General features: G+C 66.1%; 9 protein-coding genes. 4 read left to right on the top strand and 5 right to left on the bottom strand.

Going from position 1 to position 12,234, the window contains the following annotated elements; all coding sequences use genetic code 11:
• The first annotated feature begins 24 nt into the window (after nucleotides 1-24).
• Nucleotides 25-855: a fructosamine kinase family protein gene (locus BMI89_RS01585; RefSeq protein ID WP_078569560.1), complete on the top strand. Its 831-nt coding sequence runs from the start codon at nucleotides 25-27 to the stop codon at nucleotides 853-855.
• Between the two features lie 52 nt (nucleotides 856-907).
• The gene (locus BMI89_RS01580; RefSeq protein ID WP_078569559.1) at nucleotides 908-1,975 is read left to right on the top strand and encodes an FUSC family protein; all 1,068 of its coding nucleotides are present in this window, start codon (nucleotides 908-910) and stop codon (nucleotides 1,973-1,975) included.
• Nucleotides 1,976-2,027: 52 nt separating this feature from the next.
• Here BMI89_RS01580 and ilvD read toward each other — a convergent pair whose 3' ends face one another.
• Nucleotides 2,028-3,863, bottom strand: a complete 1,836-nt coding sequence (gene ilvD, locus BMI89_RS01575; protein WP_078519789.1) for a dihydroxy-acid dehydratase — start codon at nucleotides 3,861-3,863, stop codon at nucleotides 2,028-2,030.
• A gap of 307 nt (nucleotides 3,864-4,170) precedes the next feature.
• On the opposite strand from ilvD, the gene BMI89_RS01570 reads away from it, so the two are divergent.
• Nucleotides 4,171-6,576: a ligase-associated DNA damage response DEXH box helicase gene (locus BMI89_RS01570; RefSeq protein WP_078569558.1), complete on the top strand. Its 2,406-nt coding sequence runs from the start codon at nucleotides 4,171-4,173 to the stop codon at nucleotides 6,574-6,576.
• A complete protein-coding gene (gene pdeM, locus BMI89_RS01565) occupies nucleotides 6,573-7,220 on the top strand; it encodes a ligase-associated DNA damage response endonuclease PdeM (RefSeq protein WP_078569557.1) in 648 nt (215 codons plus the stop codon). Before BMI89_RS01570 ends, pdeM begins: the two co-directional genes overlap by 4 nt.
• Here the strand turns inward: pdeM and BMI89_RS01560 are convergent.
• From BMI89_RS01560 to parE, 4 genes are all read right to left on the bottom strand, one after another.
• Nucleotides 7,193-7,696: a gamma-glutamylcyclotransferase family protein gene (locus tag BMI89_RS01560; RefSeq protein ID WP_078569556.1), complete on the bottom strand. Its 504-nt coding sequence runs from the start codon at nucleotides 7,694-7,696 to the stop codon at nucleotides 7,193-7,195. The genes pdeM and BMI89_RS01560 overlap by 28 nt on opposite strands.
• Nucleotides 7,693-8,544 (bottom strand): aldose 1-epimerase family protein, encoded by an 852-nt coding sequence (locus BMI89_RS01555; protein WP_078569555.1) that lies wholly within the window; start codon nucleotides 8,542-8,544, stop codon nucleotides 7,693-7,695. The genes BMI89_RS01560 and BMI89_RS01555 overlap by 4 nt, the downstream gene beginning before the upstream one ends.
• Before the next feature lie 1,147 nt (nucleotides 8,545-9,691).
• Nucleotides 9,692-10,177 (bottom strand): hypothetical protein, encoded by a 486-nt coding sequence (locus BMI89_RS01550; RefSeq protein WP_078569554.1) that lies wholly within the window; start codon nucleotides 10,175-10,177, stop codon nucleotides 9,692-9,694.
• A gap of 29 nt (nucleotides 10,178-10,206) precedes the next feature.
• Complete coding sequence (gene parE / locus BMI89_RS01545; protein WP_078569553.1) at nucleotides 10,207-12,162, bottom strand: DNA topoisomerase IV subunit B; 1,956 nt, start codon at nucleotides 12,160-12,162, stop codon at nucleotides 10,207-10,209.
• Nucleotides 12,163-12,234 lie beyond the last annotated feature (72 nt).

Here is a 12,234-nt window from a genome sequence, read left to right as displayed (position 1 = left end):
AACGACCGAAAACAGGAGGGCGACATGGACGAAACGGCGCGGATATTGGCAGAGGCCGCGCGCCTGCTGGAAATCACCCCGCGACGGGCCGAGCCGCTGGCGGGCGGTGATCTGAGCCCGGTGCTGGCGCTGGACCTGCCGACCGGAGAGCGGGTGATCGCCAAGGGCGGGCCTCACCCCGAGATCGAGGCGGAGATGCTGCGTGCGCTCGCTGAGGCGGGTGCGCGGGTGCCGAAGGTGATCGCGGCCTCTCGGGGCTGCCTCGTGATGGAAGCCCTGCCGCAGAGCGGCGGGCTGCGGGGCGCGGGGTGGCTGGAACTGGGCGAGGCGCTCTTGCGCCAGCACCGCGCGCCGGGGGCACCGGATGAGGCGCCCTATGGCTGGCCCGACGATTACGCCTTCGGCCCGGTGCCGATCCCGAATGCAGCGCGCCCGACATGGCCCGAGTTCTGGGCCGAGGCACGGCTGCGCCCGTCGCTGCCCGAACTGCCCGCGCCGCTTGCGCGCCGTGTCGAGACGCTCGCCGCGCGGATCGACGAGCATCTGCCGCCGCGCCCGTTCCCGTCCTTGCTGCATGGCGATCTTTGGGCGGGCAATGTGCTGTCCGACCAAGGGCATCTGAGCGGGCTGATCGACCCGGCCTGCTATTACGGTGACGGCGAGGTCGATCTCGCGATGCTCCATCTCTTCGGCGCGCCCGGGCCGGAATTCGCCGCTGGCTACGGCGCGCTTGAACCCGGCTGGCAGGCGCGGCGGGCGATCTATCAGCTCTGGCCCGCACTGGTGCATCTGCGCCTGTTCGGGTCGGGCTATCACGGAATGGTGGCGGGGCTGCTGGACCGGATCGGCGTCTAGCGGGGAACCAGCGCGTCGGTAAGGCGCTTTGCCTGCATCGAAAGGATGTACGGTGTCGCTGTCCGATATCTCAATCTCGCAGCTGTCCAAGCTGAGCTGGTCGCGCGGCTTGCCCGCGGCGCTTGCGCTGAGCGGGCTGGTCGCGATCGTGCTGTCGCTCGATCTGCCGCGCGGGCAGGAACTGGCGGCGCTGGGGGCCGGGTTCGCGACCTCGACGGGGCAGGGGAAGTCGATCCGTAATCGGCGCTGGCCGGTCACCTTCCTCGACATTGCGGGCAAATTGGTCGGGATCTTTGCGGGGATGATCGCCGCGAAGGTCATGATAGGCGGCGTCGCGCTGAGCGTGCCGGGAATGCTGCTTGGCGCGTTCGCCGTTGGCCTGCTCTCGCGCCGCGATATGAGCCTGTGGTGGCTGTTTCTGCAAAGCTGGCTGTTCTTCTCGCTCTCGACCTTCCTCGTGCAGTTCATCCCGTCGCCCGGGCCGGTACTGCTCGCGGTCGGCGGCGCGATGGTCTGGGTCTTGGCGGTGGAAGAGGCGGTGCGGGTGATCTGGAAACACTTCGCGCCGAAGACGGGGCCGAAGCTCGATGGGCAGGTGCCGCCCGATGGCGTTGCGCCGCTCAACTCGCTGATCGGTCAGGGGCTGCAGGCGATGGGGGCGGTGGGCCTGTCATACGGGGTCGCAGTGTCTTTCTCGATCAACCATCCCTACTGGGCGCCGCTCTCGGCGCTGTTGATGCTGCGCCCGCGTCCCGGCATGACATGGGACCGGGTGCTGGTGCGCAGCCTCGCGACCCTCGCAGGCGGGCTGGGCGCGAGCCTGCTTGTGCTGTGGCTCGGGCCGGACAGTGTCGTGATGCCGGGGCTCTATGTGATCTTCGGCGTGACAGCGATCCTATTTGCGCCGCCCGCGCATTACCCGACCTTTGTGGCCTTCCTGACCGCGCTGATCGTGGTGATGGTCTCGATGGGCAATGATGCACCTTTGTCGAACGCTTGGGGCCGGGTCGCGGGCACGGTGCTGGGCGGGGCCTCGGCCCTGGCGATGAGCTACCTCGCCCATGCGATCCGCAAGCGGCTCGGTTGGGAAGAAAGCCTGCCCGAAAGCGATGCCGCCTGAATGAAAACGGCCGCCCCGAGAGGCGGCCATTCCAATTCGCGTTAGGGTGCGATCACTCGGGCAGGATACGCACGCCGCCCTTCGCCGCCGAGCTGGCCAGCAGCGCATAGGCCTTGAGCGCGGTCGAGACAGCGCGCTTGCGCGGCTCTGCCGGTTTCCACGGCAGCGGCCCCATCGCCTCGCGGCGCGCGGCCAGAACATTGTCGGCCACGGCGAGGTTGATCGTGCGGTTCGGGATGTCGATCTCGATGATATCGCCAGTCTCGACGAGACCGATCGTGCCGCCTTCTTCCGCTTCCGGGCTGACGTGACCGATAGACAGCCCCGAAGTGCCACCCGAGAACCGCCCGTCGGTCAGCAGCGCGCATTTCGCGCCGAGGCCCTTCGATTTCAGATACGAGGTCGGGTAGAGCATTTCCTGCATCCCCGGACCGCCGCGCGGGCCCTCGTAGCGGATGATGACCACCTCGCCCTCGACGACCTTGCCGGTCAGGATGCCCGACACCGCGTCGTCCTGGCTCTCGAACACTTTCGCCGGGCCCGAGAATTTCAGGATCGAGTCGTCGACGCCCGCGGTCTTCACGATGCAGCCCTGCTCGGCGATATTGCCGTAGAGAACCGCGAGACCGCCATCTTGCGAGAACGCATGTTCCGCGGTGCGGATCACGCCGTTTTCGCGGTCGCGGTCGAGCTCCTTGTAGCGGTTCTCGGTCGAGAAGGCCTGCGTGGTGCGCACGCCGCCCGGCGCTGCCCGGTAGAACTGATCCGTGGCGTCGTCATTGGCGACCATCACGTCCCATTTCGAGAGCGCCTCGGCCATCGTTTCCGAATGCACGGTGCGCACGTCCTGATGGATCAGACCGGCGCGGTTCATCTCGCCAAGGATACCCATGATGCCGCCGGCGCGGTGCACGTCTTCCATATGGACGTCCTGCTTCGCCGGTGCGACCTTGCAGAACACCGGAACTTTGCGCGAGAGGCGGTCGATGTCTTCCATCGTGAAGTCGACCTTGCCCTCATGCGCGATCGCCAGCAGGTGGAGCACGGTATTCGTGGACCCGCCCATCGCGATATCGAGGCTCATCGCGTTCTCGAAGGCTTCAAACGTCGCGATCTCGCGCGGCAGCAGGCCCTTGTCTTCCAGCTCGTAATGGCGGCGCGTGATCTCGACGATCTTGCGGCCTGCCTCGAGGAACAGCTCCTTGCGGTCGGCATGCGTGGCCAGCATCGAGCCGTTGCCCGGCAGTGCCAGACCCAGCGCTTCGGCCAGACAGTTCATCGAGTTCGCGGTGAACATGCCCGAGCACGACCCGCAGGTCGGGCAGGCGGCCTTCTCGATCGCCAGCACGTCCTCGTCGGAATATTTGTCGTCGGCAGCCGCCACCATCGCGTCGACCAGATCGAGGTCGTGACCGATGATTTCCGCGCCTTCCTTGCCGGCCTCCATCGGACCGCCGGACACGAAGATCACCGGGATGTTCAGACGCATCGCGGCCATCATCATGCCGGGGGTGATCTTGTCGCAGTTCGAGATGCAGACCATCGCATCGGCGCAATGCGCGTTGACCATGTATTCCACGGAATCGGCGATCACTTCCCGCGAGGGCAGCGAATAGAGCATCCCGTCATGGCCCATCGCGATCCCGTCATCGACGGCGATGGTGTTGAATTCCTTCGCGACACCGCCAGCGCTCTCGATCTCGCGCGCGACCATTTGGCCGAGGTCCTTGAGGTGGACGTGGCCGGGCACGAACTGAGTGAAGGAGTTCACGACCGCGATGATCGGCTTGCCGAAGTCGTCATCGGTCATGCCGGTGGCGCGCCACAGACCGCGCGCACCCGCCATGTTGCGGCCATGGGTGGATCTACGGGAACGATAAAAGGCCATAAGATTTCCGTTTCTGTCGCGCCCGAGGGGACTCGGGCAATTTCCTGTCGCGGGCCTGAATATAACATGGATCGCCCAATGAACAGTGGCGAGATGGCGCGGGTGGGGTGTGCGATGGTGCGAGATGTTGAGGTGAGCCGCGTCTCGGAAGGCTTCCAAGGAAAGCCTTCAGCGGCGAGCGCGCCGCGCGTCGCGGCGCAAAGGCTGATTGCTTTAAAGAAGGGGCGGGCGCGGCCCGGGCTAGCCGCCCGCGCCAAGAGCTGCCGCAAAGCTTGCGCATCCGCTCCTCACGCCTACCTTTCACGCGATGCCTGACACCGCCGCCACGCCCCTCCTGCCGCAACGCTTCGCCGACTGGTTCGCCAGCCGCGGCTGGCAACCGCACAGGCATCAGCTCGAGGTGCTGTCGGCGCGCGAAGATACGCTGCTGATCGCGCCGACCGGGGGCGGCAAGACGCTGGCGGGGTTTCTGCCGTCGCTCGTCGATCTGGCCGAGGGCTATGACGGGCTGCACACGCTCTATGTCTCGCCGCTCAAGGCGCTGTCCAAGGACATCGCCCGCAACCTGCGCGCGCCGGTGGACGAAATCGGGCTGGAGCTGCGGATCGAGGATCGCACCGGCGACACATCGGCCACGCAGCGTCGCCGTCAGCGGGTCGATCCGCCGCAGATCCTGCTGACGACGCCGGAGAGCCTCGCGCTGATGCTGTCCTACCCGGAAGCGCCGAAGATCTTCGCGGGGGTGAAGCGGGTGGTGCTCGACGAGATCCACGCGCTGGCCGAAAGCAAACGCGGCGATCAGCTGATGCTGGGCGTCGCGCGACTGCGCAGCCTGTCGTCCGACCTGACCGTCACAGGGCTGTCGGCCACGGTCGAGGCCCCGCAAGCGCTCGCAGATTTCATCGGCGGCGCGCGGGTGATCATGGCCGATCCCGGCCCGCCCCCCGATATCGAGATGCTGCCCACCGAGCGTCCCGCACCGTTGGCGGGTGGCGGCGGGCGGCACGCGGCGCGCGACGTGATGGTAGCGATCGAGGACGCGCGGCTCAGCCTCGTCTTCCTCAACACACGGGCCCAGGCGGAGCTGTTCTTTCAAGCGCTCTGGGAGGTGAACGACAACGCATTGCCGATCGGGCTGCATCACGGCTCGCTCTCACGCGAGGCCCGCCACAAGGTCGAGGAAGCGATGGCCAGAGGCACCCTGCGCGCGGTGGTCTGCACCGGCTCGCTCGATCTGGGGCTCGACTGGGGCGATGTCGATCTTGTCCTGCAGGTCGGCGCGCCGAAGAACGTCAAACGCCTCGTGCAGCGGATCGGGCGCGCCAATCATCGCTATGACGAGCCTTCGCGCGCCCGGATCGTGCCCGCGAACCGTTTCGAGATCGTCGAGTGCGCCGCCGCATTGGAGGCCGTGCGCGAAAACGATCTGGACGGGGGCGGGCGGCGCTGGCGCGGTCCGCTCGACGTGCTGTGCCAGCATATCCTGCTGACCGCCTGCGCCGGGCCGTTCGAGGCGGATGCGCTCTATGCGGAGGTGTTGCGGGCGGGGCCCTACGCGCAGCTGCCGCGTGCCGATTTTGATGCCTGTCTCGAGTTCTGCGCCACCGGCGGCTACGCGCTGCGGGCCTATGATCGCTGGCAGCGGCTGCTTCAGCGCGACGGCAAATGGCAGCTGCGCGACCCGCGCGCGACCCGCGATCTGCGGATGAATATCGGCACGATCACCGAGACCGAGAAGCTGAAAGTCCGCCGCAAATCCCGGCGCGGCGGCACGCCTCTGGGCGAGGTGGAGGAGGGCTTCGCCGCGTCGCTCACCCCCGGGGACACGTTCCTGATCGGCGGGCAGGTTGTCCGCTACGAGGGCCTGCGCGAGATGGTCGTGGAGGTGACGAATGCCGCCACGCGCGAGCCGAAGATCGCCGTCTTCTCGGGGCTGAAGATGGCGACCTCGCTGGAGCTGTCGCAGCGGGTTCAACGGCTGATCGCTACGCCCGAGGACTGGGAGCAACTGCCGCCCGACACGCGCGACTGGCTGGCGCTGCAGCGCGAGATTTCCACGCTACCCGCCCCCGGCACGCTGACCTGCGAGACCTTTCTGCGCGGCGGGCGGGCGTTCTTCTGCCTCTACGGTTTCGCCGGGCGCAACGCGCATCAGACGCTCGCGCTGCTGCTGACGCACCGGATGGAGCAGGCGGGGCTCGGGCCGCTCGGGTTCGTGGCCACCGATTACGCGCTGCTGATCTGGTCGATCGATCTGGTCGAAGACCCCGCCCCGTTGCTATCGGCCGATGGGCTACGGGAAGGGCTGCGCGACTGGCTGGAGAGCAACGCGGTGATGAAGCGCGCCTTCCGCTCCATTGCCACGATCGCGGGCCTCATCCAGCGCAACCTGCCGGGGCAGCGCAAATCGGGAAAACAGGCGACGTTTTCGTCCGACATCCTTTACGACACCTTGCGCCGCTACGATCCCGACCACCTTCTGCTGCGCATCACCCGCGAGGAGGCGAGCCGCGGTCTCGTCGATTTCGAACGGATCGAGGAGATGCTGGCCCAGGGCAAGAGAATCGTGCATATCCGCGCCCCGCACGTGACGCCGCTGGCCGCGCCCTTGCTGTTGGAGCACGGGCAGGTCGGCATTCGCGGCGGCACGGGCGAGGCGCGGCTGATGGAAGAAGAGGCGCAGGCAATGATGCGCGAGGCGGGGCTGGAATGAGAGAGATCACCTTCGCGGGGCAGCGGCTCATCGCGCAACCATCGGGCGCGCTCTATTGGCCCGGGGAAGAGGCGCTGATCGTGGCCGATCTTCACCTGGGCAAGTCCGAGCGGATGGCGCGGCGCGGTGGTGCGCTTTTGCCGCCTTTCGAGAGCCTCGACACGGTGATCCGGCTGGAGGCTGAGGTGCTGCGGCTGCGGCCTTCGCGGCTGATCAGCCTTGGCGATGCGTTCGACGACGATGCGGCGGCGGGAGAGATCGCCCCCGAGATCGCGGGGCGTCTGACCCGCATCGCGGCGCAGACCGAACTGCTCTGGATCGCGGGAAACCATGACCCGATCGGCCTTGGGCAGACCGTGGAAGAAACGCAAATCGGCCCGCTCACGCTGCGCCATATCGCAGACACCGGACCGGACCTTTCGGGGCATTACCATCCCAAAGCGACGATCGCGCGGCGGTCGCATCGGGCGTTTCTGGTGGGGCGCGATCACCTGATCCTGCCCGCTTTCGGCACCTATACCGGGGGCTTGGATTGCGACGGGCCGGAGCTGTCGTCGCTGGTCGGGGCAGGGATCGCCGTGCTGACAGGGCCGGGCATGCCGGTGCGCCCGATCGGTCAGAGCGCGCTGCGCCAGTCTCGATAGCCCGCGCGTTCCAACGCTTCGCGTGCAGCGATGAAACCGGGGCGGTCGGGGTCGGGGTCGGGGATCGGCTCGACATGCGCCAGATCGTCCAGGCCCAGCCCATGCTCGCGCCGCCCCGCCCGGATCAGCGCCAGATACCATTCGAACGGCGCGATCCCCTCCTGTCGCTGCAAGGCGCGATAGGTGAAGGCGCGCTGACCATCCTCGAGCACCAGCGCAAACTTCTCGTAATGCAGCCCCGCACCTTCGGCGGCATCGAGCGCGGGGATATCGCTCTCTGCGATCTCGAACAGCACCCCTTGGGTGGTCGCCGCGCTTTCGGTGATCGTGGCCTTCGCGCTCCCGTCGCGCCCGCGCTTCGAGAAATCGAGCGAATGTCCGGGGACCTCCGCCAACCCGAGCACGCGGGCCGAGGGGCAGCGCGCGGCAAGCCGCGAAGTCAGCAGGTTGGAGCCATAGGCGAGGTAGGGGATCATCCGCTCACCTGCAGGGTCATCGCGAATGTCTCCTGGGCGCCGGGGGCCAAGATCATGCTGTCGGGCCGCGCGGCCAGTTCCGGCCCGGCCCCTTCCGCGGCAGGCAGCCCGTGCCACGGCTCAACGCAGATATAGGGCGCACCGGGCTTCTGCCAGAGCGCGAGATTGGGCAGGTTGGAAAAGCGGAAATCGAGCACCGGCGCCCCGTCGGCGTGGTAGCGCAGCCCGTCGCCCGCGCCTTCGGGGAAGATCATCGCATCGTCTTCATACTGCGCCGGATCGAGGGTCAGCGCGCCCGCCGTGAAGGGCGAGGGCATCCGCGCGCGCCCCAGCATCCCATCCGCGAGCCGCGCCAAGGCCGGCTCCGCCCCGTTGCTCAGCTCGATCCGATGCGGGCCGGTCGCGCCGGGCAGCGGCCAGCGGAACGCGGGGTGAAAGCCGAAGGAAAACGGCATCTCCCGATCGCCTGCATTGCTGACCGTGGCGGTGACGCTCAGCTCCGCCCCCACGACCTCGTGGACGATCTCGAGCCGGAATTCGAACGGATAGGCCGCGGTCTCCTGCGAGGGTTCGAGCAGGTGGCAGCAGCGGCTTTGCGTCAGCTCGGTCACGCGGAAGGGCAGGTTGCGGGCGAAGCCGTGCTTGGGGATTGCGTGGGGCGTGCCGTCGATCGTCACCCCTTCGGGCGCGGGAAGGCCGACGATGGGAAACAGGATCGGGGCCTGCCCGCTCCACCAGGCCGGGTCGCCCTCCCAGAGCAGCTCCTGCCCCTGATAGCTCAGCCCCTGCATCTCGGCGCCCAAATCGGCGATGGTGACGCTGAGGCTTTGGGAGGAAATCTGGGGCATGTGTCGGGATCCGGAGGTTGTGACGTGTCGCGCCTTGGTATCGCGCAGCCGGAGATGATCCAAGCCCGTGTCCATCTTGTTCCGAGTGAGGACGGGTGAGCCGGGAATGGCGGCCTTCCAGTGGAAGGACGCCCCGGCGAACGCCCGGAGCGCGAACGGAGCGCCGGATGGGCGCGTGTGGCGAGCGATGAGGGCAGCGCCCGAGCCTTGGGGTGAGCCGCGTCTCGGAAGGCTTCCAGTGGAAGCCTTCAGCGGCGAACGCGCCGCGCGTCGCGGCGCAGGGGGCGCTTCGCTGTCGTTTGGTTTGGGCGGTTTATATTGCAAGCCCGGAGGACGGGGAGGCTGTGGGCTGCATCGCCAATGCGCTCTCTTGGGGGGAGGGGTGAGCCGGGAAAAGCGGCCTTCCAGTGGAAGGACGCCCCGGCGAACGCCCGGAGCGCAAGCGAAGGGCCGGACGGGCGCGGGTGATGAGAGATGAGGGCAGCGCCCGACCCTTGGGTTGAGCCGCGTCTCGGAAGGCTTCCAGTGGGAGCCTTCAGCGGCGAACGCGCCGCGAGTCGCGGCGCAGGGGGCGCTTCGCTGTCGTCTGATTTGGGCGGTTTATCTTGCAAGCCCGGAGGACGGGGAGGCTGTGGGCCGCATCGCCAATGCGCTCTCTTGGGGGGAGGGGTGAACCGGGAAGAGCGGCCTTCCAGTGGAAGGACGCCCCGGCGAACGCCCGGAGCGCAAGCGAAGGGCCGGACGGGCGCGTGTACTGAGAAATGAGGGCAGCGCCCGACCCTGGGTGGGCGCTTCGCTGTCGTTTGGTATGGGCGGTTTATCTCGCAAGCCCGGAGGACGGGGCGGCTGCGGGCTGCGTCGCCAATGCGCCCTCCCGGGGGGAGGGGTGAGCCGGGAAGAGCGGCCTTCCAGTGGAAGGACGCCCCGGAGAACGCCCGGAGCGCAAGCGAAGGGCCGGACGGGCGCGTGTGGCGAGCGATGAGGGCAGCGCCCGACCCTGGGTGGGCGCTTCGCTGTCGTCTGATTTGAGCGGTTTATCTTGCAAGCCCGGAGGACGGGGAGGCTGTGGGCCGCATCGCCAATGCGCCCTCCCTGGGGGAGGGTCGGGCGCTGCCCGGGCTGGTCGCCCGGGCGATGGCGAAAAACGCTAGAGAAAATGATCGAAAATTCTTTCGCCCCACGAAGTAAGCCCAAGTGTGGCAATTGCGACTGGAGGAACGATGTCGGCAAGGAAGAAAAGCACGAACTTAGTTTGAAACACTAGGCGCGGCTTGCTGATTTCTCCACTTCTAACCTTCTGTATTCCATCGAAGATCATAGTTAGAGCTTTACGCTCCTCTTCGTTGGTCGAGCCATAGATGCTCTTCGCTTGAACTGATAATTTCTCCAAGTCATCAATGTGCCTTCGATCAATCTCTTGGAAGACTCGAACAGAGAAGATCATGAAAAAATATACAACAAGCAGTTTCAGCCACAAAATTAGTCGTTCATGGGTGAATTGTATATCTAACCCTAAGAGGTTGATTGGCCCGTCACTAATTTGAGAAGTTTGTACCACCAATAAAACGACTGAAGAAACGAACAGCGCTCTGCGCGCCTTGCTAAAGTCGTCGTGATCAAATGAGAAAAGCATAACTCTCTATACTTTGACTCTTTGCCTCCTCAAACATCCAGCTCCTCCACGAACTGCGCGTTCTCCTGAATATACTGGAACCGCAGTTCGGGCTTTTTGCCCATCAGACGCTCCACCAGATCGCCGGTCTCGTTCGGCTCGTCGTCGTGGATCGTGACCCGGATCAGCTTGCGCGTGTCGGGGTGCATCGTGGTTTCTTTCAGGTCCTTCGCGTCCATCTCGCCCAGACCCTTGAAGCGCTGCACGTCGATCTTGCCTTTGCCGCCCAGACCCTTCTCCAGCATCGCGTCCTTCTCGGCGTCGTCGGCCACATAGACTCGCTTGGCCCCTTGGGTCAGGCGGTAGAGCGGCGGGCAGGCCAGATAAAGGTGCCCCTGATCGATCATCGGGCGCATCTGGGTGAAGAAGAAGGTCATCAGAAGCGAGGCGATGTGCGCGCCGTCGACATCCGCGTCGGTCATGATGATGATCTTGTCATAGCGCAGATCGTCGACGTTGAACTTGGTGCCGAGCCCCACGCCGAGCGCCTGTGTCAGATCGTTGATCTCCTGGTTCGAGCCGAGCTTGGAGCTCGCCGCGCCCAGCACGTTGAGGATCTTGCCGCGCAGGGGCAGCAGCGCCTGGTTCTTGCGGTCGCGCGCCATCTTGGCCGAGCCACCCGCCGAGTCGCCCTCGACGATGAACAGCTCGGTGCCCGAGCGGTTCGTGGCCGAGCAATCGACGAGCTTGCCGGGCAGGCGCAGCCGCTTGGTGGCCGATTTGCGCTGGGTCTCTTTCTCCTGCCGGCGCTTGAGGCGTTCCTCGGCGCGCAGCACGAGGAAATCGAGGATCGCGCCTGCGGATTTCGTGTCCGAGGCCAGCCAGTTGTCGAAGTGGTCGCGCACGGCGCCTTCGACCAGACGCTGCGCCTCGACGGTGGCAAGGCGGTCCTTGGTCTGGCCTACGAATTCCGGCTCGCGGATGAAACACGAGACCAGCGCGCAGCCGCCGGTGATCAGGTCGTCGCGGGTGATCTGCGCGGCTTTCTTGTTGTTCACCAGCTCGCCATAGGCGCGGATGCCCTTGAGGATCGCCGACCAGAAGCCCGCCTCATGGGTGCCGCCCTCGGGCGTCGGCACGGTGTTACAATAGGATTGGATGAAGCCGTCGCGCGACGGCGTCCAGTTGATCGCCCATTCGACCGAGCCCGGCACGTTGAACTTTTCGCGGAACTCGACCTTGCCCGAGAAGGGGCGGTCGGCATAGGTGCTTGCGCCGCTCAGCGTCTCGGTCAGGTAATCGGCGAGGCCGCCGGGGAAGTGGAACGTGGCCTCGGTCGGCGTTTCGCCGTCATCGACCTCGGATTTCCAGCGAATCTCCACGCCCGAGAAGAGATACGCTTTCGAGCGCACCATCTTCAGCAGACGTGCGGGCTTGAACCGGTGATGACCGAAGATCTGCTCGTCGGCATGGAAGGTGACCGTGGTGCCACGACGGTTCGGGGCCGCGCCGATTTTCTCCACCGGACCTTCGGGGATGCCGCGCGAGAAACGCTGTTCATACAGCTCCTTGTTTTTGGCGACCTGAACGACCATCGAATCCGACAGCGCGTTGACCACCGAGGCGCCCACCCCGTGCAGACCGCCCGAGGTCTCGTAGGCGTCGCCCGAGAACTTGCCGCCCGCATGCAGCGTGCAGAGAATGACTTCCAGCGCGGATTTGCCGGGGAATTTCGGGTGCGGGTCGATCGGGATGCCGCGCCCGTTGTCGCGGATGACGACGGAATGATCGGCGAGCAGTTCGACCTCGATGCGGTTGGCGTGACCGGCCACCGCTTCGTCCATCGAGTTGTCGAGCACCTCGGCCACCATGTGATGAAGCGCGCGTTCGTCCGTGCCGCCGATATACATGCCGGGGCGTTTTCGCACGGGTTCGAGACCTTCGAGCACCTCGATCGAGGAGGCGTCATAGGAATCGGTCTGGGGCGTCAGAAGATCGTCGGCCATGCTGCTCGCTTTCTCTTGTAGTTTTCTAAACAAGAGATACCGCAGGTTGGGGCGGAGGAGCAAGAAGACCCC

Source organism: Thioclava sp. F36-7, from assembly GCF_002020075.1.
Taxonomy (GTDB): domain Bacteria; phylum Pseudomonadota; class Alphaproteobacteria; order Rhodobacterales; family Rhodobacteraceae; genus Thioclava; species Thioclava sediminum.
This window is presented reverse-complemented; position numbering and strand designations above follow the sequence as displayed.

What these genes read in the sequence shown, in the direction of transcription:
- BMI89_RS01585 (WP_078569560.1), top strand. Translation starts at nt 25, where the DNA reads ATGGACGAAACGGCGCGGATATTGGCAGAGGCCGCGCGCCTGCTGGAA.
- ilvD (WP_078519789.1), bottom strand. Translation starts at nt 3,863, where the DNA reads ATGGCCTTTTATCGTTCCCGTAGATCCACCCATGGCCGCAACATGGCG.
- BMI89_RS01570 (WP_078569558.1), top strand. Translation starts at nt 4,171, where the DNA reads ATGCCTGACACCGCCGCCACGCCCCTCCTGCCGCAACGCTTCGCCGAC.
- pdeM (WP_078569557.1), top strand. Translation starts at nt 6,573, where the DNA reads ATGAGAGAGATCACCTTCGCGGGGCAGCGGCTCATCGCGCAACCATCG.
- BMI89_RS01560 (WP_078569556.1), bottom strand. Translation starts at nt 7,696, where the DNA reads ATGATCCCCTACCTCGCCTATGGCTCCAACCTGCTGACTTCGCGGCTT.
- BMI89_RS01555 (WP_078569555.1), bottom strand. Translation starts at nt 8,544, where the DNA reads ATGCCCCAGATTTCCTCCCAAAGCCTCAGCGTCACCATCGCCGATTTG.
- BMI89_RS01550 (WP_078569554.1), bottom strand. Translation starts at nt 10,177, where the DNA reads ATGCTTTTCTCATTTGATCACGACGACTTTAGCAAGGCGCGCAGAGCG.
- parE (WP_078569553.1), bottom strand. Translation starts at nt 12,162, where the DNA reads ATGGCCGACGATCTTCTGACGCCCCAGACCGATTCCTATGACGCCTCC.